Source organism: Streptomyces sp. AC558_RSS880, from assembly GCF_019049255.1.
GTDB lineage: Bacteria > Actinomycetota > Actinomycetes > Streptomycetales > Streptomycetaceae > Streptomyces.
Genome location: NZ_JAGMUJ010000061.1, coordinates 15,736 through 38,773, shown reverse-complemented (window position 1 = coordinate 38,773; position 23,038 = coordinate 15,736). Strand labels below are relative to the sequence as shown.

Here is a 23,038-nt window from a genome sequence, read left to right as displayed (position 1 = left end):
ATCAATAGTTTTGTACGGTCCCTGCGGTGCACCCAGCGTCGCCGAACGGAACCGGCGGGTCGTCGTGCGGTTATCCGGCCGTTACTAGCCAGTAACGAACCCCCTTGTGCCGACGGCGAGAATGCACCACGATCGGCGACGCTCGGTCCATTGCCCGTACCCCGACAGCCGGTCGGGCCGCGGGAACTCCTGGGTCCCCACCGAGCAGAACCGGCGGCAGTGACGCCGGTTCTCGGACAGGGGGGTCTTCGCCCACCCGGCGAAGCCTGTCCAGCAGGGTTGTGCGTGATGCGTGTCAGGCGCGACCAGTGGTTGTCGCTCGGGGGTGATCGCCGGTGATCGGGCGCGTCGTACGCGCCGCCGAGCTCGGGCGCTCTCCTTCCCGAGGACGTAGCACTTCTCCCATCCCTGCCCGGCCGAGCCGCCGTTCACGGCGACGGGCCGGAGCAGGAGATGTACGTCCGAGAAGGAGGAAATATGGAGTCCCAAGTGCGTGGCGGGACCAGATGGAAGCGGTTCGCTGTGGTCATGGTGCCCAGCGTGCTCGCGACGGCGGCGGTGGGTGTCGGCCTGGCGCAGGGCGCGCTCGCGGCGTCGTTCAGCGTGTCCGGCCAGCAGTTCAAGGTGACGGCCGGTCACCTGCACGGTGAGGGTTTCGCCCAGTACGGCGGCATCGACACCGTCTACACGTCGACCGATGGTGAGAAGAAGACGCAGGTCCCGGTCGCCATCTCGTCGTTCACCGACGCGACGATCACCAAGATGTGCCAGTCGGTGGCGACGAAGATCCCGGTCCTCAACAAGACGATCTACCTTCGTCTTGACGCGGGCAGGGACAAGCCGGTCACGGCCAAGAACCTCTACATCGACGTCGCCCAGCTCGACGCCGATGCGAAGTTCAGCAACATCGACATCGGTGTTGCGGTCAAGGACAAGACCCTCGGCCCCGACGTCAAGCAGGGCGAGAGCGTGCTGCCGGGCGGCTTCGCCCAGCAGGCGGAGTCGGCCGACCTCTACGGCGTCGAGCAGACGGCGTGGGCGACCACGGCCGGCACGTTCACGCTGAACGGCCTGTCGATGCGTCTCGGCACGGACGCCAAGATGGAGTGCTACTAGACGGCTTCCGTCACCGGGGTGTTCCGGGGCGGCTGAGCTGTCCCGGGGGCGGAGAAGCGATCGCTTCTCCGCCCCACCGCCCGGCCGGTCCGCGCGCCGGGCCCCCCTCACAGACCCACACTTCCGGCTTCTCCACGCCTACGGCCGAGCCGGTACGTACCTCCACCGGACCCAGGGAGCTTTTTCCATGAGTGCCGAGACTCCGGTCCAGAGCGCCGGTGCCTTCACCCGGCTGCGTCTGCGATTCCGTGACTGGCGGGGCACCCGGCCGTTCTGGGCCGGTCTGTTCACGCTGCTGGGCGGAATACCCATCGCGTACTTCCCCTACGCCACGCTCAAGCTGGGCCACATGTCGCTCGCCATGGCGACGACGGCCGGCGCGGGGTCGCTGATCATCGGCGTGCTGCTGTTCACGCTGGGCCTGACCATGTGGTTCCAGTCGGCCACCCGGGTCTTCGCCGGTGTCGCGACGATCCTGCTGGCCCTGGTGTCGCTGGTGGTCTCCAACATAGGCGGCTTCCTGATCGGCTTCCTGCTCGCGCTGGTCGGCGGTGCGCTCGCCCTCTCCTGGGCGCCGGGCGAGCCGCCGGTCGAGGCGGCGGGGGAGCACGACGGCGCCGACGCGCCCACGGGTGAGGCGGCGCCGGACGACACGCTCCACGACCCCGCCGTGGCACCGCAGTTCCCGGCCGCTCCCCATGAGAAGGGGGAAGACGGTGAGGCGGACGGCGTCAGGGTCGCAGGGGGGCACCGTGTCGGCTGACGAGGTGCGCGGGCCGCGTCACGCGGCCCCCAAGAAGCCGCTGTTCACCAGATTCCACGTGCCGAGCGGCAAGGCGATAGCCCTGGCGGCGATGCCCACGGCGGTCCTCATGGGGATGGGGTTCACGCCGACGCTGGCCCTCGCCGACGGCAACGACGGGAAGCCGACGGCGAACAGCCTGACCGTCGACGAGTACCAGGCCTGCCTGGAGATCGTCGAGGGCGCCGGGAAGGACGACGCCTCCGCGTCGCCCACGCCGTCCGCGTCGGCGAGCGGGAGCGCGTCCCCGGACGAGGAGCCCTCGGCGGAGACCCCCGACGAGCAGCAGGCCCCGGAGGCGGACGAGGACACGGACACCTCCTCTTCGTCGGATTCAGGTTCCGACGACAAGGACGAGCCGGCGCCCGCGCCTTCCGCCCCCGCCGCCGAGGACACGGCCGAGCCCGAGCCGGAGCCCTCGAAGACCGACCGCAACGTCCTGGAGGACCTCGGGGACGCCATCAAGGACGTCTTCACCCCGAAGGACAAGGAAGCCGAGGCGAGCCCCACCCCGTCCGCCTCCGCCACGGAGGACGCGGCCGACACCGTCAAGGAGACCACCGAGAAGGTCACCGAAGCGGCGAAGGACACCGTCGAGGACGCCGGTGACAAGGCCTCGGAGGCCACCGAGGAGACGGTCGAGGAGGCCGCGGAGGAAGCCGTCGAGGAGGCCACCGCGGCCCCCGGGGCCACCGCCTCTCCCAGTCCCTCCGCGTCGGCCACGGTCGACCCCGAGGACTGCCCGATCGCCACCGACGCCGAGGGCGGCGTCGACAACAAGCTCCTGCTGCCCGACGAACCCTGGACCCTCAACGCCAGCTCCCTGCTGCTGAAGGGCGCCGACTACAAGGGCATCGTCCAGGTGCGGACCGCCAGTGGCGCCACCAAGAAGGTGCTGAAGTACGTCATCTCCGACGGCACCGACATCGGCGACCTGCACCAGACGGTCAAGGACAAGCAGTCCGGCGCGACCCACCACGTGCAGGCGGCCGAGGGGTCGACGTCCACCATCCGCGACGGCGACACCGTGATGTACACCGAGAGCATCTCCGGCAACCTGCTCGGTCTGATCCCGGTCACGTTCGACCCGGAGCACCCGCCGCCGCTCAACATCCCGGTGATCTACTTCACCAAGGTGACGGTGAAGCAGGCCGGCCAGTTCGGCGGCACCCTGCACGTTCCCGGACTGCAGCAGTACATCACCACCGGCTGAACGCCGCCAGGACCCTTCCGGGAGCCGCAACACACCGAGGGCGCCCCCTGCCACAGGGGGCGCCCTCGGTGCCGTACGGGCCCTCGGCGGGTCAGCCGGTCGCCTCGCCCAGGTGGTGGACGCGGACCATGTTGGTGGTGCCGGGGACACCGGGGGGCGAACCGGCCGTGATGATCACGATGTCGCCCTCGCTGAAGCGGTTCAGCTTGAGCAGCTCCTGCTCCACCAGCTCGACCATCTCGTCGGTGCTGTTCACGAACGGCGCGACGTACGGCTCCACGCCCCAGCTGAGCGCCAGCTGGTTGCGGGTCGACTCGTCCGTGGTGAACGCCAGGATCGGCTGGGCGGCGCGGTAGCGGCACAGCCGCCGGGCCGTGTCGCCGGACTGGGTGAAGGCCACCAGGCCCTTGCCGCCGAGGAAGTCGGCGATCTCGCAGGCGGCGCGGGCCACCGAACCGCCCTGGGTGCGCGGCTTCTTGCCCGGCACCAGCGGCTGCAGGCCCTTGGAGAGCAGCTCCTGCTCGGCCGCCTGGACGATCTTCGACATCGTCCGCACGGTCTCGATCGGGTACGCGCCCACGCTCGACTCGGCCGACAGCATGACCGCGTCGGCGCCGTCCAGGATCGCGTTGGCCACGTCGGAGGCCTCGGCGCGGGTCGGCCGGGAGTTGGTGATCATCGACTCCATCATCTGGGTCGCCACGATCACCGGCTTGGCGTTGCGCCGGCACAGCTCGATCAGGCGCTTCTGCACCATGGGGACCTTCTCGAGCGGGTACTCGACGGCCAGGTCGCCACGGGCGACCATGACGGCGTCGAAGGCCGCCACGACGTCCTCCATGTTCTCCACCGCCTGCGGCTTCTCCACCTTGGCGATGACGGGGACGCGGCGGCCCTCCTCGTCCATCACGCGGTGGACGTCGGCGACGTCCTTGGCGTCCCGGACGAAGGAGAGCGCGACCAGGTCGCAGCCCATCCGCAGGGCGAAGCGCAGGTCCTCGATGTCCTTCTCGGACAGCGCGGGCACGTTCACGGCCGCGCCGGGCAGGTTGATGCCCTTGTGGTCGGAGATGACGCCGCCCTCGATGACGATCGACTTCACCCGGGGGCCCTCGACGTCCAGGACCTTCAGCTCGACGTTGCCGTCGTTGATGAGGATCTGGTCGCCGCGGGAGACGTCGCCCGGCAGGCCCTTGTAGGTCGTTCCGCAGATCGTCTTGTCGCCCGGGACGTCCTCGGTGGTGATGGTGAACTCGTCACCGCGCACCAGCTCGACGGGACCCTCGGCGAAGGTCTCCAGGCGGATCTTCGGGCCCTGGAGGTCGGCGAGGACGCCGATGGCCCTGCCCGTCTCCTTGGCGGCGGCACGGACCCGGTCGTACCGGCCCTGGTGCTCGGCGTGCGAGCCGTGGCTGAAGTTGAAGCGGGCCACGTTCATGCCGGCTTCGATCAGAGCGACGAGCTGCTCGTGGGAGTCGACCGCGGGGCCGAGAGTACAGACGATTTTCGAACGGCGCATGGGGCGATCCTATCGGTTTGTTTCGCAGCGGAATATTCCGTCTGACGGAAAGTACAAATGAGGAAGTCCCTGCTCAGTTGTTCTTTCCGACCAGTGCGTATGTCTGCTGAGCGATCTCCATTTCCTCGTCCGTCGGCACCACCGCGACCGCGACCCGCGCGCCCTCGGGCGAGATCAGCCGCGGCCCGCCGCCGCGTACGGCGTTGCGCCCGTCGTCCACCGCCAGGCCCAGTTCCTCCAGGCCCGCCACGGCCGCCTCCCGCACCGGGGCGGCGTTCTCGCCGACCCCGGCGGTGAAGGCCACCGCGTCCACCCGTCCGAGAACGGCGTAATAGGCACCGATGTACTTCTTCAGACGGTGAATGTAGATGTCGAACGCCAGCTTCGCCTGTTCGTCGCCCTCGTCGATCCGGCGCCGGATCTCCCTCATGTCGTTGTCACCGCACAGTCCGACCAGACCGCTCTTCTTGTTGAGAAGAGTGTCGATCTCGTCGGCGGACATTCCGCCAACACGCATCAAATGGAAGATGACGGCCGGGTCCATGTCTCCGGACCGCGTACCCATCACGAGCCCCTCCAAGGGCGTCAGCCCCATGGAGGTGTCCACGCAACGACCGCCCCGCACGGCCGAGGCGGACGCCCCGTTGCCCAGGTGCAGCACGATGACGTTCACCTCCTCGGGCGCCCTGCCCAGCAGCCTCGCGGTCTCCCGGGAGACGTACGCGTGCGAGGTGCCGTGGAAGCCGTAGCGGCGGACGCGGTGCGCGTCGGCGGTCTCGACGTCGATCGCGTAGCGGGCCGCCGACTCCGGCATCGTGGTGTGGAAGGCGGTGTCGAAGACGGCGACCTGCGGCAGGTCCGGGCGCAGCGCCGTGGCGGTGCGGATGCCGGTCAGGTTGGCCGGGTTGTGCAGCGGAGCCACCGGGATCAGCCGTTCGATCTCCGCCAGCACCCGGTCGTCGATCACCGTCGGCTCGGTGAAGCGCTTCCCGCCGTGCACCACCCGGTGGCCGATCGCGGCCAGCTCGGGGGAGTCGAGGCCCAGCCCGTCGGCGGCCAGCTCCTCGGCCATCGCCTTCAGGGCGGCGTCGTGGTCGGCGACCGCTCCGGTCCGCTCCCGGGTCTCGCCGCCCGACGCGAGCGGGGTGTGCCGGACGAGGGAGGTCCGCTCACCGATCCGCTCGACCAGCCCGGAGGCCAGCCGGCTGCTGTCGCGCATGTCCAGCAGCTGGTACTTCACCGACGAGGAGCCGGAGTTGAGGACGAGGACGCGGGACGGGCTCACTGGGCGGCTGCCTTCTCGCTCGGGGCCGGGGAGGGGGCCTGGGACTGGGCCTGGATCGCCGTGATGGCGACGGTGTTGACGATGTCCTGGACCAGGGCGCCCCGGGACAGGTCGTTGACCGGCTTGCGCAGCCCCTGGAGCACCGGCCCGACGGCGATGGCGCCGGCCGAGCGCTGCACGGCCTTGTAGGTGTTGTTGCCGGTGTTCAGGTCGGGGAAGATCAGCACCGTCGCCTGCCCGGCGACCTCCGAGCCGGGCAGCTTGGTCGCCGCGACCGACGGCTCCACGGCCGCGTCGTACTGGATCGGCCCCTCGATCCGCAGATCGGGCCGGCGCGAGCGCACCAGCTCGGTGGCGGTGCGCACCTTGTCGACGTCGGCGCCGGTACCGGACGTACCGGTCGAGTACGACAGCATCGCGATCCGCGGCTCCACCCCGAACCGCGCGGCCGTGACCGCCGACTGCACGGCGATGTCGGCGAGCTGCTCGGCGTCCGGGTCGGGGTTGACCGCGCAGTCGCCGTAGACCAGCACCTTGTCGGCCAGGCACATGAAGAAGACCGAGGAGACGATGTCCGCGTCCGGCTTGGTCTTGATGATCTCGAAGGCCGGCCGGATCGTCGCCGCCGTGGAGTGCACCGAGCCGGACACCATGCCGTCGGCGAGGCCCTCCTGCACCATCAGCGTGCCGAAGTAGTTCACGTCCGAGACGACGTCGTAGGCCAGCTCCACGGTGACGCCCCGGTGGGCGCGCAGGGCCGCGTACTGCTCGGCGAAGGAGTCGCGCAGCTCGGAGGTCGCGGGGTCGATCAGCTGGGTGTCACCGAGGTCGATGCCCAGGTCGGCGGCCTTCTTGCGGATCTGGTCGACGTCACCGAGCAGGGTCAGCTCGCACACGCCCCGGCGCAGCAGCACCTCGGCCGCGTGCAGCACCCGCTCCTCCACGCCCTCGGGGAGCACGACCCGGCGCAGGTCCGAGCGGGCCTGCTCCAGCAGCTTGTGCTCGAACATCATCGGGGTGACGCGGTCGCTGCTGGGCGCGGAGACCCGCTTGGTGAGGTCCGCCGTGTCGGCGTACCGCTCGAACAGGCCGAGCGCCCGCTCCGCCTTGCGCGGGGTGGCCGCGTTCAGCTTGCCCTCCAGGGAGAAGAGCTGCTCGGCGGTGGGGAAGCTGGTGCCCGGCACCGACAGCACCGGCGTGCCGGGAGCGAGCCGGTCGGCGAGGGTGAGGATGCGCTCGCCGGGCACCTCGTCCAGGGTCAGCAGCACCCCGGCTATCGGCGGGGTGCCGGCGCTGTGCGCGGCCAGCGAACCGACGACCAGGTCGGCGCGGTCGCCCGGCGTGACGACGAGGCAGCCCGGGGTCAGGGCGGCGAGGAAGTTCGGCAGCATCGCACCGCCGAACACGAAGTCCAGGGCGTCGCGGGCGAGCCCGGAGTCGTCGCCGAGCACCACCTTCGCGCCGAGGGTGTGCGCGATCTGGGAGACGGTCGGGGCGGACAGCGCCGGCTCGTCGGGGAGCACGTAGCAGGGCACCGGCAGCCGGGTGGCGAGCCGCTCGGCGATCTCGTCCCGGTCCTCGCGGTCGACCCGGTTGACCACCACGGCGAGCACGTCGCAGCCCAGCGTGTCGTAGGCGCGGTAGGCGTTGGTGGTCTCGGCGCGCACCGACTCGGCGGTCTGCTTGCGGCCGCCCACGACCGGGATCACGGAGGCGCCGAACTCGTTGGCGAGCCGGGCGTTCAGGCTGAGCTCGTCCGGGAACTGGGTGTCGGCGTAGTCGGTGCCGAGGACGAGGACCACGTCGTAGTCGCGGGCGACCCGGTGGAACCGGTCGACGAGGGTCGACACCAGCTCGTCCGTGCCCTGCTCGGCCTGGAGGGCGGACGCCTCGTGGTAGTCCAGGCCGTAGACGGTCGACGGGTCCTGGGAGAGCCGGTACCGGGCGCGCAGCAGCTCGAAGAGGCGGTCGGGCCCGTCGTGCACCAGAGGACGGAAGACGCCCACCCGGTCGACCTGCCTGGTCAGGAGCTCCATGACCCCGAGTTCGACGACCTGGCGGCCGTCGCCGCGGTCGATACCGGTCACGTACACGCTGCGGGTCACGCGCGCTCTCCGTTTCGTCGAGGGCCGCAAGGGTCTTCGGCGGGGCCACAAAAATCGCCCACCCAGGTGAGCGGACCCCTCTTGACAATACCTCCGGCACTGGCTAGGCCGCCCACCCGTACGGCGTCGGCGGCGCCCCGGGGGACGTGAAACAATCGGGACTGGCTCACCGGTATCGACAGCGACCAGGAGACACAGCACGATGCGTATAGGAGTGCTCACCGCAGGCGGCGACTGCCCTGGATTGAACGCAGTGATCCGGTCGGTCGTGCACCGGGCGGTCGACAACTACGGCGACGAGGTCATCGGCTTCGAGGACGGCTACTCCGGCCTGCTCGACGGCCGCTACCGCCCGCTCGACCTCGACGCGGTCAGCGGCATCCTGGCCCGCGGCGGCACCATACTGGGCTCCTCCCGGCTGGAGCGCGACCGCCTCCGCGAGGCCTGCGAGAACGCCTCGGACATGATCCGCGACTTCGGCATCGACGCGCTGATCCCGATCGGCGGCGAGGGCACGCTCACCGCGGCACACATGCTGTCCGACGCGGGTCTGCCGGTGGTCGGCGTCCCGAAGACGATCGACAACGACATCTCGTCCACGGACCGCACCTTCGGCTTCGACACGGCGGTCGGCGTCGCCACGGAGGCGATGGACCGCCTCAAGACCACCGCCGAGTCCCACCAGCGCGTGATGGTCGTCGAGGTCATGGGCCGGCACGCGGGCTGGATCGCCCTGGAGTCCGGCATGGCCGCCGGCGCCCACGGCATCTGCCTGCCGGAGCGCCCCTTCGACCCGGCCCAGCTGGTCAAAATGGTGGAGGAACGCTTCGCCCGCGGCAAGAAGTTCGCGGTGATCTGCGTCGCCGAGGGCGCGCACCCGGCCGACGGCACCATGGACTACGGCAAGGGCGAGATCGACAAGTTCGGCCACGAGCGCTTCCAGGGCATCGGTACGGCCCTGGCGTACGAGCTGGAGCGCCGGCTCGGCAAGGAGTCCAAGCCGGTCATCCTCGGACACGTCCAGCGCGGTGGCGTGCCGACGGCGTACGACCGTGTCCTCGCCACCCGCTTCGGCTGGCACGCGGTGGAGGCGGCGCACCGGGGCGAGTTCGGCAAGATGACGTCCCTGCGGGGGACGGACATCGTGATGGTGCCGCTGGCGGAGGCGGTGACCGAGCTGAAGACGGTCCCGAAGGACCGGATGGACGAGGCGGAGTCGGTCTTCTAGGCGGTCCCCTCACCGGCCGCCGTCCTCGCCCGCGTCGCTGTGGCCGCTGCTCCGGCCGAGGGCGGCGGCCACGTGGTCCTGGTGCAGTCGGTGGAGGGCCCCCTTCCGAAGAAGTGACTGCTCCTGCCCTTGGCGCCGTGGACCTTCGTTCCTGTGTTCCTTGACGAAATCTCTTCGTCTTGTTCCACGTCTTGTGCCGACTCCGCCCGCCGTCCGGGACGAAGCAGCCGATCGGGTGGGCCGGGTAGTCCTCACGGGTGTGCCGGTGTTGCCGCCGTGCCGGGGGCACTTCACATCGGACGTGCGCCCCGGGTCGGACACCTCATTCGATGATGAGTCGATCGATCCTGATCCCGGTGATCGAGTCCAGCGAATCCAGTTGCGTGGCTGCGGAGACGAGCCGGTCGTATTCGGTCTGGAGAATAGGGATGCGGTAGTGGTCGATCACTCTCGCCAGATGGTCCACGGCCATGTCCGCTTCATCTGCCTCGACGAGCTCGACAACCGATTCCAGTGCTCCTGACGGCTGTCGCCGGCCCGTTGTCCGAAGCGCGATGCTCTCGGCGACGGAGCGGACGAGCGCATCGGGTGAACCGGGGGGAACCATGTGGGACATCCGCTCCTCGCAGAGGTTGTCCGCCCCGGCGGCGGAAGGGGAAGGCCCCTTCCGCCACCGGGACAGGTGGTGAGTCAGTACTTCCTGTGGCGGTAGGCGGTCGTTACACCGAGGGGCTTTCCATCGGGTGCCCGGGTGGTGCGATAGAAGGCCGTCACAACGTACTTCCTCTTCTTGCGGCAGCCACAGCCTGTCCAGTAGGTGTACGTGACCTTGAAGGAGCCGTTGTAGACGCCGCCCCACTCCAGCGTCCATCTGCCGGAGGTGAGTGTCTTCTTGAGGTCCCGGAGCATGGTGGAACTGGCAAGCCAGTTGTCGCGCTTGCCGTATCCGACGTGCCGGTCCTTGATGTGCCTCAGGCCGAACTTGCCGTACCTGATCCCGTTCGCTCTGACGGCGCTCTTGCTGCCCTCACGGATCGTCTTCCAATGGCTTCCGGGAGAGCGCGACCACATCAGGATGCGCCACTTGTCACACGCCTTGAACGGATTTCCCCACGCTCCGCACCGGCCGTCGAGGTCCGTTCCGTTGACCGGGTCGGCGCAGACGAAGTCGTAGGCGTTGCAGTTGCCGCCGAAGACCGGGTCCAGCTGGAGGAACCGTGCGGTGTTCGGGTCGTAGAGACGCGCGCCCATGAGGACGATTCCGGTGAGCGTCTCGCTGGATCTCTGCTTGCCACCGAACCAGCCGTAGCGCTGCGTGGCCTTGCCCGGGCGCGGCGCACCGTTCTCGTCGCTGTCGATCACCGTCGGTGCGACGGTCTTGTCGAGCGGCAGTTGCAGCGCGACGTCTCCGTGGATGCTGGACAGCTGCAGGGTGGTGCCGCCGCTCTTGCCCGTGGTCGCGCTGAAGGCTCCCGTGGCGGAGGTGACGTTACGGGTCACCGTTCCCTGGGCGGCGTCCTCCAGTGTCCAGCTCGGGTTGTCGGAGTCGCTGCCGTAGTGGTTGGTCTTGGCGGACGTCTGGGTCCAGGTGCCTGCGTTGTTGGTCTCCACGGTCCATGAACGGAAGCGCAGCGCGGCATCGAGCTGCCACGTCTGACGCCGGGATCCGACGGTCTGCCGGCGGGCCAGGTCGTTGGCGTAGTACTCGATGGTGCTGCCGGGCAGGGCGGTGGTGCGGCCGAAGGCGTCGTAGGCGTAACCCGTGTCGACGATCCGGTCCGCCGTGTCGAAGGAGTGGCTCGTGACGGCACCCGCACTGGTGGGGCACGCCAGTCCGGGGGCGGCCGCGGCGCTGGCCGTACCGGTCCGGTTGGAGCGCTTGTCCAGGGTATAGGCGCGCAGGCTGCAGACGTTGTCGCTGGTGTCCTCGACCCGGGTCAGGCGCCCGGCGTCGTCGTAGGCGAACTGCTGGTGCGACCAGCCGGAACGCGTGGCGGCCTGACCGTGGATCGTCGAGGTGACGGCATCGTTGTAGACGGTCACCCCGTCACTGTCCCTGGTGTAGGCGCGTTCCACGACAGTGCCCGCGGCGTCCTTGGTCTGCTTGAGCGTGTAGCCGCCCGGCAGCTTCTCGGTGGCCACCGCGCCGTCCGCGTCGTACGTGGCGGAGAAGTCACCGGCGACCGAGTCGGTCACCTTGGTGGCGAGCCCTCGAGGTTCGGTAGCGGTGTCGTAGGTGTACGTGACGGTGCTGGGAACACTGTTCTCGACCTTGACGGGGCGGTCGAGACGGTCGTACGCGGTGGTGGTGGTCCCTCCGTCGGCGTCGGTGTAGGAGACTTCCCGGCCCAGCTTGTCGTAGGCGCGGGTGATGGTGCCGCCGGTCGACGACGTGGTCCTGTACGCGCGACCCGAGACGGAGTCGTAGGACGTGGTCGTCGAAGGCACCTCCGCTCCGATGCCGCCCGTGATCTGCACGGTGGTGGAGCGGCCCGCGGTGTCGTAGCCGCGGGTGATGGTGCGGGTCGAGGTGCCGGCCTTCTCGGTGGTCTTCGCGGTGTTGCCCCACCAGTCGTACTCGGCGGTCATCGTGGGCAGCTGGGCCGGATTGGCTCCACCCCCGGTGATGTTCCCGGCCGGTCCGCTGGTGCACAGCAGGTCCGCCCACTCGGGGCGGCCGGCGCAGGCGCCGGTGCCGGTGGCTGACCAGTAGGTGCTGACCTGGGTGCCCGCGTCGGTTCCCGAGGTACCCGGTGCCCCCTGCTTGGTCACCCGGCCCTGGGCGTCGTATTCGGTGGTGGTGGTGATCGCGATGCCGCCGGGATCCTGCACGACCTTTGTGGGCAGGCCCTTGTCCCAGTCGTAGGCGACAGTGGTCAGCTGGGCGTCGGCCATCACGCCGGGGTGCTCGCGGACCTGGGCACCCTCCTTGGTGCTGGTGATCTGGTTGCTGGTGGCGGCGCTCGCCTCCGAGGGGCGTCCCTCGTCGTAGCGCTTGCTGGTCCAGCTCCGAGCGAGGACGGAGGATCCTGCCGTCACGAGTGTGCTGTCGCCCGACTTCAGGTCCTTGGCGAGTTCGACGCGGCCCAGCGGCCCGAACTTCTCCAGTTCCCGGGTACCGGCGTCGTCGTAGACCGACCGTGTGGACAGCAGTTCGGCACGTTCGGCGCTCGGCCGGTTGGCCAGCCCCAGGTCGGCGAGGGCCTCCTTGGCCGCAGCCGTGCCGCCGAGTGCTGTCTCCCGGTTGCCTGCCGACAGGACACGTACCGTGTTGCCGAACCGGTCGTGGTCGGTGCTGTCGATCCGGCCGCCCGGTTCGGCCAAGTTCACGCGCTGCCCTGACGCGTTGAGGTACTGGACGGTGGCGAGCCGGTACTCCGACTGGCCCAGCACCGATCCGGAGGAGGAGGAAGGGACCGCGTCGGCGGGGAAGACCGCGGTGGCGTCCGTGGGGATGTCCTGCTGTCCCCACGTGCGAACCGTGTCCCGGTCCATCGGGTACGGTGCGGCGGTCCCGGAGAGCGGTACGTCGTAGACGACGCTGGTCGTCGCCTCACCCTCGACGGTGTCAGCCGTTCCCTGCTTGAGTGCGGGGCGTGTGGCCTTGAGGAGCATGCCCTCGCCGGCCGCCGGGTCGTTGCCCGCCTTGCCGTAGGTGAAGGTCCAGGGCAGTTCCCCGGGCGGCGTCAGCGAGGTGACCCGTCCGGCCGAGTCGTAGGAGTACTCGGTCACCAAGGACGGCGTGATCTGCGGGTTCCACGTCTGGCGCAGTCGTCCCGTGTTGTCGTACCGGTACGTCTGGACGGTCTTGGACGTGGCAGCGGCGGCTCCGGGCTCGGTGGACCACAGGCGAATCTCGCGGACCTGCCCCTCGATGTTGCCGAGCGCCGACGGCGTTGCCGTCGTGGCAGTGGCGTAGACGTACTCCAGCAGGCGGCAGCCCTTCGTCGCCGGATCGGCCGCACAGGTGGCCGCGGTGGCGGCCGATGTGGGCGCGATGATCCGGGTGGGCCGGGCCGACACCTTCTCGCCCGCGGTCACGTTCTCCGACATGACCGTGGTGGTCGTGTTGGAGAGCCCGTCAACCAGGGTGCTGCGGACCTGCCAGGTGGAGGCATGGGGGCCGGCCTTGGCGAACTCCGTCACCGTGCCGGAGCTGTCGGAGAGGGTGAAGGTGCCGCCGACGCTGCCCCTGAGCGTCATCTCCTCGGCGCCCGGCTCGGACATCCAGCCGTTCCTGGCCGCGTTGGCCGTGAAGTGGAGGGGACTGTCGTCGGAGAGGATCACACGGACGGCCGTGTCGGAGATCTTCTCCAGATGGGTGTACTCGGACTCACTCACCTGCGCCTCGAATCCCGGCACCCACTGCGGTCCGAAGATCGCGGCCTGCTCCTCCTGCTGCGCGCCGGCGTCGGGACGGCGGGAGAAGGCGGTGCGGGTCACGGTGAGGTCAAAGGCGGACACGTCCTCCTGGGAGAGGGCGTAGTCGCCGGTCAGCAGGTTCACCGAGCCGGGGCCGATGTCCTCGCTCGCGGCACCGCCGGCGTTGCGGTCCACCACGACGGTGACGGGATCCGTGCTGCCCGCAGCACCACCCGGGCCGACGAAGTCGGCCTTGAGCTCCACGGTACCGTCGGGGACGACGGTGGCGGACGCGTTCCATGTCAGCGCAGCGTTCTTGCCCCCGGTCAGTGGCACCGGCCACTGCCCGAGCGCGGTACCGCCCAGACTCACGTGCTCGGAGGGGACGAGTTCCCAGGGATCCGCTGCGGAGCGCCGCCACGAGAAGGAGGCGGCGTCGTACTTGCCACCATCGGTCTCGGCTTCCAGCGTGAGACGACGTGCGGTCCGCTCGCCGGAGGCGGGACGGAGGAAGCCGCCGGCTCCCACGTTGAAGGTGTACTCGACCACCGATGACCGGTTGTCCGCTTTGTCGACGGCGCGCACCAGCAGGGACTGCACACCGTTGTCGGAGGGTGTGACGGAGATGGTCTTGTCGCCTGTAGCACCCCCGGTGGCGACCTTGTTCCAGGTCACGTCGTCCAGGGACCACTCGAGCCAGTTGTGGTCGGTGCCGTTCGGGGTGACGGTGAACGTCCCGGCCTGGCCCGCGCCCTTGCTCCACTTGCCCGTCGGGTAGTCCGTGGAGGTGACCTTCGTAGGGGCCTGGGGCGCGGTGGTGTCGACGCGGAAGGTCTTCCAGGCCGACCAGCCGGTGTTGTAGTGGCTGCCGTCGTAGGGCGAGGTGCGGAACTTGTATGTCTTGCCGTTGGCCAGCACGTCGGCCGGGACGGTCACCGAGGCGACCTGGCCGCTGGGCACGTACTTGGAGACGAGGACGTCGCCGACCTGGGTGTTGGTGGCGTTGTCGAAGATCTGGAAGGTGCCGTTGACCTTGTCGCCGTCGGTGTCGACGAAGGTGTCGCGCAGCGTGGGGGTGGTGGTGTTGACCACGTATTCACCGCTGTAGGAGAAGTACGGCGGGCCGGCCTCCTGCTTGGTGCCGGTGCGCGGCCGGTAGTTGTAGTTCACCACCAGCTTCGGCGGGTTGGAGGCGGCGTTGGCGGAGTTGACCCGCTTCCACTGTGCCACCACGCTCTCGCTGCTCGCACGGATGCCCATGTGACCGCGGGTGGCCTTGGCCGAGGCCCACTCCTGTACCAGCGTGGTCACGTCGGCGTTGATCCAGCCGTCGGGCTGGGCGGTGCACGAGGCGTTGCCGCGGGTCTCGGTGGAGGTGGCCTTCTTCTCCGTCATGGTGGGACGGTTGGTCCACCGGCTGGAGGTGGAGGCGGCGCCGGAGGACCACACCTCCCACGGGTACGCCTTGCAGTCGAGGTTGTTGCCGGAGTGGAAGTTCCACAGGCTCAGCTTGGCGTCCAGCACGAGGGCGTCCTGGACCGGCGTGGTGTTCCAGGAGATGAAGGACTGCGCTGTTCGGGGGGTGCCGTCGGCGTTCGTGGTGCCCGGGTTGCCGAGGTCCAGTTCGATGTCGGTGGACCAGTCGACGGTGGTGCCCTGCTGGACGTAGGTGTCGAAGACGTTGCCCAGCGAGGAGGTCGAGGGGTCGACCGTCACCGGGTACTTCGTCTCCGGGTCGGCGAGGAACTTCGCGTCCGGGGTGATCACCAGGTCGACGGAGGAGCCCTTCTGCACCACCTTCATGCCGACCTCGGCCTGGTGGGTGTGTTCACCGGACCGTTTGTCGACGGTGGAGTCCCACATCACCGGCGCGGGCATCACCGCCTGCTTCTTGCCCTTTTTGTCGGTGAACTGGACGCCGCCGTCGGCGAGCTGCTTGGCCTTCAGGCCCTTGGCCTTCAGCGGCAGCGTGTAGGTGTAGCCGTCCGCGGCGGGACGCTTCTTGATCTCGACGAACTGCTCGAAGCCGGTCCGGGTGGCCTCGACGACGACGTCCGCGTCGGGAACGGCCTCGGGGTAGACCGCCCGGGTGCCGTCGAGTTCGGGCTCGGGCAGCCCGCCCTTCCACTGGAGGGTGATCTGCTGGTCGCCCTCGCCGAGGGTGACCAGGTCGACCGCTTTGGCCTCACGTGCGGCCTTCAGGGAGGCCGCCGGTTTCCCGGTCCCGCCCGCCAGTCGCAGACCGCGCGGGTGCGCCTCGGGCGCGACCGAGCCGTCCGTGTTCCGTTCCAGGTCGAGGTCGACCTTCCGCCACTCTCCGGTGGCCTCGTCCTCGAAGCGGACCGGTCCGGCGGTCAGTTCGGTGGTGAGCGAACCGTCCTTGTTCACCCAGGTGGTAGAGGTCTCGGTGCGCTCGGACAGGGCCTCGACGCGCTTGCCGGACAGGCGGGCGGCCACGCGTGCGGACGGGATGTCCGCCGCCTGGGTGACCGTCGGCTTGTCCGCTGCCGTGCGGAGGTTCTCCGCCGCCACCGCCGTCGTCGAAACGCCGTTGACCAAACCCAGGGCCAGAACCAGGGAGAGGCTTCCCGCGATGTGCCGCAGGCTCCCCCCGCTCCATGGCCGCCCGCGCTCGTGGGGCTCGGGTATGTGAACCGTCATGATTCCTCGGTCTGTTGAGTTCATCTGCATCACATCTGTGATGTCTTTGTGAAGCTATAGGGAGGAGAAAGGCGAGGTAATCGCGACAGAAGCCCGCAAGTGGAATTAGTTCTGCCGGAGGGGCGCAGTGATCTTCGTCACGCTGGGGGCCGGTTCTCTTACTGTGCGTGATCGGTTTTCGATCTTCTCGCTCCGGCGTGTCAATGTTGTCGTGCAACCTTCACCCCTTCGTGCGAGTCTCCTGACGCGACGCCCGTCCGGGCGGCGGGTTTCCCGCTCCGCTTCTCCCCTTACGCAGAAGGACCTCGCGAACTGACATGCGCACACCACGGCATTTCTGGAAGGCGTCCGCGGTCGTCGCGGCCGGTCTGTCCGGGGCACTCGTCCTGCAGGCCATGACGGGGCAGGAGAGCGGCGGTTCCCGCGCCGGCGGTGCGCCGGGGCCCGTCACGAGCAAGGCGGAGACCACCGCGCTGCGGGTCTCCGGGGACGGCGCCTCCGCCTCCCTGGGCAAGCGGGACACCGGGCCGTTCAGCATGCTCGGCGTGACCTGGTCCGACCCGTCCGCCCGCGTCGGCGGCACGGTCGAGGTCCGCACCCGGGCCGCCGGTACGCAGGACTGGTCGCGGTGGCTGACGCTGGATGGCGACAGCGGCCAGGGGGAGAGCGGCGCCGAGCGCGGCGGTACCGAACCGGCGTGGGTGGGCCCGTCCGACGGCGTCGAGGTGCGGGTCGGCGGAAAGGATTCGACCAGGCTGCCGAAGGGCCTGCGACTGGACATGGTCGACCCCGGCAGCGGTGAGGTCACCGCGCTGGAGCCGGCGGCGTACGTGGTCGAGGGGAGTGAGGAGAGCGGGGATCCCACCCCTTCGGCCACCGAGCCGGGCACCGGCACCGAGCCGCAGCCGGACGCCACCGTCCCGGAGGCTCCCGCCTCCGAGACGCCGCCCGAGCCGTCCCCCTCCGAACCCTCGACGCCCGAGCCCTCGACGCCCGAGCCGTCGGCTCCCGTCTCGCCGTCCGCCCCGGACACCTCCTCGCCCACCGCCTCGCCCAGCCCTTCGGTGAGCGTCCCGCCCGCGCCGCCGTCCACCGCGCCGCGCCCGCCGATCACCTCCCGCGCCGACTGGGGCGCGGACGAGTCGATCAGCCCGGAGGAGCCGGGCTACCTGCCCGGCGAGAAGATCAAGGCGGTCGTGGTGCACCACACCGCCGAGTCCAACGACTACACCTGCGCCCAGGCCCCGGCCGTGGTACGCGGCATCTACGCGTACCACGTGAAGCAGCTGGGCTGGAAAGACGTGGGCTACAACTTCCTGGTCGACAAGTGCGGCACGGTCTACGAGGGCCGCAAGGGCGGAGTCGACCGGCCGGTGATGGGCGCCCACGCCTACGGCTTCAACGCCGAGACCACCGGCATATCCGTGCTGGGCACCTACACCTCCACCGCGCCCTCCACGGCCGCCATGACCTCCGTCGCCCGGATCGCCGCGTGGAAGCTCGGCCAGTACGGCGTCGCCCCCACCGGCACCGCCACCCTCACCGCGGGCGACAGCGGCCGCAGCTACTCCGGGAAGACCTGGGCCAAGGGCGACCGGTTGACCCTGCCCGCGATCCACGGCCACCGCGACGGCTACAACACCCAGTGCCCCGGTGACGCCTTCTACAACAAGCTCGCCACCGTCCGCACCTGGGCGGGCGGACCGGTCTCCGGCCTCACCCTGAAGTCCGTCACCGGCAACAGCACCTCCGGCTCGACCACCTACACCAAGGCCGGCATCACGGTGAACTGGTCGGCCACCACCCCGGCCGCGCTCGTCTCGAAGTACGAACTCCTGGTGGACGGCAAGACCGTGGCCACCACCGCCGGCACCGCCACCTCCGCCAAGGCCACCCTGACCGCCGGCACCCACCAGGTGGCCGTCCGCGCCGTCCACCAGTCGGGCAGGACGACCACCACGGCGGCCGCGACCGTCGTCGCCGAGACCACCGCCCCCACCTTCACCACCAAGCCGAACCTGGCCCTGCGTACCGGCACCGTCAACACCGCCGCCGTTCCGCTGACGCTGAAGTGGAAGGCCGCCGACGGCGTCGCGCTGAAGGAGGTCCGGCTCACCGCCCCGACCGCCAAGACCTACGGGCCCGCGGTCACCAGCGCCCACCACACCGCCAAGTCCGGCTCTGCCACCACCTGGTCGATGAAGGCCTACGACCGGGCCGGCAACACCGCCACCGCCTCGGTCTCCGGCACCCCGGTCATCCTCCAGGAGAGCTCCGCCACCAAGTCCGGCACGTGGACGACCAAGTTTTTCTCCAGCTACCTCGGCGGCAAGTCGTACACCAGCTCCTCCAAGAACGCCTCGCTGAGCTGGACCTTCACCGGCCGGTCCGTCGCCTGGACCGTCTCCCGCGCCGCCACCTCCGGCCAGGCCCACGTCTACGTGGACGGCACCAAGACCGCCACCGTGGACCTGAAGTCGTCCACCACCAAGTACCGCGACGCGATCTGGACCAAGACCTGGAGCGGCAGCGCCAAGCACACGATCAAGATCGTCGTCGCCGGCACGAGCGGCCGTCCGGCCGTCACCACCGACGGCATCGTCTACCTCAAGTAACGGCCGTCCGCCTTCGGCGGAACACGACGGCCCGGGGCCCGACCGCGTGTGTGCGGCCGGGCCCCGGGCCGTTCGGGGGCGGCGTGGCGGACGCGCGGGACCGTGATGCGCATCCGCGGAACGGTACCGGCGCCCTTCTGCACCCTAGCCTTGAGAATCCATCGGGATTCCTCTCGACCACAACTCTTCGGCATGCTCGGTGAACCGGGCGAACATTCCGGTACCGCCGAGCTTTCGCAGGTGCAGCAGAGGCGAGTCGTGCCCGACCAGTCGGGCCAGATGGGGCGTGACAAGCGCCTCGCCGTCGAAGCGGAAGACCGACAGCGAGACGTGACTGGTCGCGTCGCTCGCTGCGGAGAAACGTGCTTCAAGGCCCTCGTGCGCACCGAGTTTGCCCAGGTGTTCAAGCGTGATCCGGATGCGCGTGGAAACGGTGAGAGCCACGTCTTCGATCTGCTCGCGGTGGCGCGTTGTCTCACCGTCCGGGTCGCCCAGCAGAAAACGCACACGGCACCCGCTGTCGAGCTTCCGGCGCAGGGTCGACACGAACGCGGGCTGGTCGATCCAGAGAAAGTAGTTCGTGTACCCCGCGAAGAGGATGTCCGTCATCGACTTCTCGACGAGTTCGGCCCAGACCGTCGATGGACAGGAGGACCGGTAGGGGTAGGAATGGATGATCTCGCGGTCCCCACCGGTCTTGATTCGGTCCTTTACTGCTTTCGGCCACAACATCTCTTCGTCAACTCCCAACGCCTTGCAGGCGTCTTCCCGGTTCCTGGCGTGCGGGATCAGTTCGGCGTCCGCCACCCACCGTTCCACCGTCTTGCCGGAAACGCCTACCCGCACCGCCAACTGCCTGGGCGACAGATTGGCCGACTGCATAGCCGATCTCAGTGCGCTGTTCAAGACTTCCCCCGAGGACGTTTGGGCGTTTTTCCACGCTACCGCTGAAACGTCTCAGATGTCGCCAGAACTGTGCCGAAAGCTCCTTGAGGGCACGTCAGCATGGCGAGACGCAAGGACCCCGGCGACCGCGCGAACGGCCCCGGGGCGTGGCCAACGCTTACGAGGAGCGTCGACAACCCATGCTTATCACGCAACTGCTCGACTGGCTGAGGGCGGTCCTGTTCGGACCGCGTACCTCCGGCAGGCACAGCCGGCGAGCAGTGACTCCTGTGGCACCCCGGCGGGTGCAATTCCCCCTGTCACCATGCGTGTTGGGTGCCCGACTGGTCACCGTGCGCCGGCTCCACCTGAAAGGGCGCCCGACGCCACCGCAGGCGCGGACGCAGTCGATCCGTGACTGGGAGGCGGAGGAAGCCTGGGAGCCGACGGGTGTGCTTGTCCGGCCTTACGTGGCACACCTGGGCGTCTCGGCCGGGAACAACCGCGCGGACGCTCAGGCGTGGGCGGGGCCCTGGGCGCACCCCTGGGGGGATGCCCGGTGACGATGACGATTGAGGTCTACCGGATCAATCTCCGGACAGGCGTACGTACCCAGGTACGGCCGTTGCGGACCGTCAAGCCTGCCGATGTACCGGAACTCTTCGACAGGTTCCCGCCCTGTGCCTGCCCGCGTTGCCGGGCGAGGACGGATGCGAGGCTGCGCGCCCGGGTGGCGGAAGTGAACAGGCGGAGCCGGGGGGAACTGTGACGCGTTCGATCATCAAAGCGGCTGAATGGGCGCTGGGCCCGAAAACCGGCGAGGGTGCCCCGGAGGCCATCTATTCCGCCCTGTGTATGGCGTGCGGGGCAGAGGCGCCGGCGTCGGACGACTCTCCTGAACCTGTGGAGGTCTGGGCGCTGAAACACACGGGCCTGAATCCGGCCCATCGGCAGTACAAGGCCGTGGTCGAGACCTATTGGCGTGTGACTCCGGCGGAGGGCAACCCCTACCGGGAGCTTGACGCCCAAGGTTCCTGAGCTCGCCCCTGTGCCAAACCGGATGGCTGCCGTTTCCCGGGTGCTGTGAGGCACAAGGGCAGCAACGTGTGACCCCCGTCCCGCTTCCCCCGACGGGACGGGTAACGCCCCCGGCTGCGGGAACCTTTTCCGCGGTCGGGGGCCGCTTCCCTGTATGCGGTGTGTGACGCGCTCTTCAGTGCGGCTGAGTACATCCGGAGGCATGCAGGGACGGGGCGGGGCTCGGAGGTACGTGGGTCAGGTGTCGAGTTCGGCGGCGCGGGTGCGGGCTTGTGCGGCTTCGGTGGGGGCGTTGGCGCGGGTGAAGGCGTCAGCAGACTGGAGGTAGGCGGTGCGGGCCTCGACGGGGCGGTGGGCGGCCTTATGGGCGAAGGCTAGGTTGTGGAGGATCTGCCCCTCGCCGTACCAGTCTTCGAACTCACGGTAGATGTTGAGGGACTTGCCGTACGCCTCGATGGCCTCCTTCACCCGGCCTGCCTTCCGCAGAGCGATGCCGAGGCCGTGCCACGCCTTGCCCTCGCGGTGGCGGCTTTCCACGGCTTGGAGCAGGTCGCGGGCCTGGGTGTGGGCCTCGATGGCCTCCTCTATCCGGCCCGCCTCCTGCAGGGCATTGCCGAGGTTGTTCCACGCCGTAGCCTCGCCGTCGCTGTCCTCTCCAGTGGCTTGGAACAGGTCGCGGGCCTGGGTGTGGGCGTCGACCGCCTTCTCGGTCCGGCCCGCCTCCCGTAGGGCGATGCCAAGGTTGTCCCACGCGGTGGCCTCTCGGCGGCGGTCTCCGACAGCCTGGAACAGGTCGCGGGCGCGGGTGAGGGCGCTGATCGACTCCTCTTCCCGGTCTGCCTCCCGCAGGGCAATGCCGAGGTTGGTCCACGCAATGGCCTCGCTCAGCCGCTTTTCCGACCGGTAGGCGGTCTTCTGCGCGGTCCCCGCGACGGCGATCCAGTCGTCGAAATACCGCCGCCAATACAGGTACTCCCCCAGACGCCCGGCCAGCCGCATCGCCGTGCCCGCGAACCGCTCCTCCCGCCCCCACCCCACCGCCGCCACCAGACCTGCCCGCTCCCCGTCCAGCCATGCCAACGCCTGCCCCCGGTCTCCGAACCGCTCCGGCTCCTCCCTCCCCGGCAGCCACCGCAACCGGTCATCAGCCGCATCCGCCCACCGCACGTAGAACCCCAGCACCCGCTCCCGCGCCGCCTCCCCCTCCTCCCGCAGCTCCGCATCCCCCGCCACCACGCCCACCCCGAACATCCGCACCAAGTCATGCAACCGCCACCGCAAGGCGGAAGCCGTCCCGTTGCCGCCACGAACCGGCGTGACGAGGTATCTGGCGGCCAAGTCCTCCAGCAGCGACAGCACGGATTCGGTGCCAAGGTCGACAAGAGCGGCGATCGCCTCTGTGCTGGTCTCCGCGCTTGGCGCGAGGCAGAGCAGGCGCAGCAGCCGGGCCTGGTCGGGAGGCAGTCGACGATAGGAGGTCTCCAGAACAGGCCGCAGGGCGAGTGAGCGTCCATAAAGATCGGTTCCGGGGCTGCCGTGGTCGAGGACGGTGGTCGCGTCCTCGGCCTTCTGGATCTCGGCCACCAGAGAAGCGATGTCCCGATAGCGGCGTCGACGCAGCATGCCCGCCGCGATCTGGAGGGCCAGGGGCAGGTGTCCGCACAGACCGGCCAGTTTGCGCAGTGCCTCGGGTTCACGTGCCGGGCGGTCGTCGCCTTCGTCGGTGTCGTGCAGAGCGCGGGTCACGAGGGCGACGGAGTCGTCCGGGGCGAGCGTTTCCAGGTCGATCAGGCGTACCGGAAGGGCGTCGGGGCGGTCCCGGGAGGTGATGAGCACCCGGTGGTGGTCCGTGCCGGGCAGGAGCGGCAGGTACTGGGACGGGTCCGAGGCGTTGTCCAGGATCAGCAGCATCCGGTCCCGTCGTTCGGCGAGGAGCGCGCGGTACGCGTCGTACTGGCGGTCCGCCGTCGGCGGCAGGTCCCCGTCCCGTACGCCGAGCGCGTCGAGCAGGGCCAGGACCGCCTGATCAGCCGTGACCGGGTCGTCGTCGTACCCGCGCAGGTCCACGAAGAGTGTCCCGCCCGGGAACCAGCCCTGCGCACGAGCCCGGTGCGCCGCCTCCACCGCCAGTGCGGTCTTGCCGACGCCACCCATACCTGTGACGGCGAAGATGAGGAGCGGCAGCGCGGCCGTGTCGTCCTCGTCGGGG

Annotated in this window: 13 protein-coding genes; 6 read left to right on the top strand and 7 right to left on the bottom strand. The window is 69.5% G+C overall.

The window, feature by feature from the left end; all coding sequences use genetic code 11:
• Positions 1–477: 477 nt before the first annotated feature.
• The 3 genes from KUM38_RS21470 to KUM38_RS21460 all read left to right on the top strand — a co-directional run bounded on the left by KUM38_RS21470 (position 478) and on the right by KUM38_RS21460 (position 3,131).
• On the top strand, positions 478–1,116 hold the full coding sequence (locus KUM38_RS21470) for a DUF6230 family protein (protein WP_217131042.1): 639 nt from the start codon (positions 478–480) through the stop codon (positions 1,114–1,116).
• A 187-nt stretch (positions 1,117–1,303) separates the two neighbouring features.
• Positions 1,304–1,879 (top strand): DUF6114 domain-containing protein, encoded by a 576-nt coding sequence (locus tag KUM38_RS21465; RefSeq protein WP_217131041.1) that lies wholly within the window; start codon positions 1,304–1,306, stop codon positions 1,877–1,879.
• Positions 1,869–3,131: a hypothetical protein gene (locus tag KUM38_RS21460; RefSeq protein ID WP_217131040.1), complete on the top strand. Its 1,263-nt coding sequence runs from the start codon at positions 1,869–1,871 to the stop codon at positions 3,129–3,131. The genes KUM38_RS21465 and KUM38_RS21460 overlap by 11 nt, the downstream gene beginning before the upstream one ends.
• A gap of 91 nt (positions 3,132–3,222) precedes the next feature.
• Here KUM38_RS21460 and pyk read toward each other — a convergent pair whose 3' ends face one another.
• The 3 genes from pyk to pta form a co-directional block, all read right to left on the bottom strand.
• Positions 3,223–4,650 carry a pyruvate kinase gene (gene pyk / locus KUM38_RS21455; RefSeq protein WP_217131039.1) on the bottom strand — a complete coding sequence of 476 codons (1,428 nt, stop codon included), beginning with the start codon at positions 4,648–4,650 and terminating at the stop codon, positions 3,223–3,225.
• A gap of 73 nt (positions 4,651–4,723) precedes the next feature.
• Positions 4,724–5,935 (bottom strand): acetate kinase, encoded by a 1,212-nt coding sequence (locus KUM38_RS21450; protein ID WP_217131038.1) that lies wholly within the window; start codon positions 5,933–5,935, stop codon positions 4,724–4,726.
• On the bottom strand, positions 5,932–8,040 hold the full coding sequence (pta, locus tag KUM38_RS21445; protein WP_217131037.1) for a phosphate acetyltransferase: 2,109 nt from the start codon (positions 8,038–8,040) through the stop codon (positions 5,932–5,934). The genes KUM38_RS21450 and pta overlap by 4 nt, the downstream gene beginning before the upstream one ends.
• A gap of 202 nt (positions 8,041–8,242) precedes the next feature.
• On the opposite strand from pta, the gene KUM38_RS21440 reads away from it, so the two are divergent.
• On the top strand, positions 8,243–9,268 hold the full coding sequence (locus tag KUM38_RS21440; RefSeq protein WP_217131036.1) for an ATP-dependent 6-phosphofructokinase: 1,026 nt from the start codon (positions 8,243–8,245) through the stop codon (positions 9,266–9,268).
• A gap of 322 nt (positions 9,269–9,590) precedes the next feature.
• Here the strand turns inward: KUM38_RS21440 and KUM38_RS21435 are convergent, their stop codons facing one another.
• A complete protein-coding gene (locus tag KUM38_RS21435) occupies positions 9,591–9,875 on the bottom strand; it encodes a hypothetical protein (protein ID WP_217131035.1) in 285 nt (94 codons plus the stop codon).
• A gap of 83 nt (positions 9,876–9,958) precedes the next feature.
• Positions 9,959–16,291: a DNRLRE domain-containing protein gene (locus KUM38_RS21430; protein ID WP_217131034.1), complete on the bottom strand. Its 6,333-nt coding sequence runs from the start codon at positions 16,289–16,291 to the stop codon at positions 9,959–9,961.
• 317 nt (positions 16,292–16,608) lie between these two features.
• Here KUM38_RS21430 and KUM38_RS21425 point away from each other — a divergent pair, with 317 nt between their 5' ends.
• Positions 16,609–18,906, top strand: a complete 2,298-nt coding sequence (locus KUM38_RS21425; RefSeq protein ID WP_217131033.1) for a peptidoglycan recognition protein — start codon at positions 16,609–16,611, stop codon at positions 18,904–18,906.
• A 144-nt stretch (positions 18,907–19,050) separates the two neighbouring features.
• On the opposite strand, the gene KUM38_RS21420 is transcribed toward KUM38_RS21425, so the two are convergent.
• Positions 19,051–19,788 (bottom strand): helix-turn-helix domain-containing protein, encoded by a 738-nt coding sequence (locus tag KUM38_RS21420; protein WP_217131032.1) that lies wholly within the window; start codon positions 19,786–19,788, stop codon positions 19,051–19,053.
• Between the two features lie 768 nt (positions 19,789–20,556).
• Between KUM38_RS21420 and KUM38_RS21415 the strand changes: the two genes are divergently transcribed.
• Positions 20,557–20,829: a hypothetical protein gene (locus KUM38_RS21415; RefSeq protein WP_217131031.1), complete on the top strand. Its 273-nt coding sequence runs from the start codon at positions 20,557–20,559 to the stop codon at positions 20,827–20,829.
• Between the two features lie 237 nt (positions 20,830–21,066).
• Here the strand turns inward: KUM38_RS21415 and KUM38_RS21410 are convergent, their stop codons facing one another.
• A complete protein-coding gene (locus tag KUM38_RS21410) occupies positions 21,067–23,013 on the bottom strand; it encodes a tetratricopeptide repeat protein (protein WP_254397551.1) in 1,947 nt (648 codons plus the stop codon).
• Between the last annotated feature and the right edge of the window lie 25 nt (positions 23,014–23,038).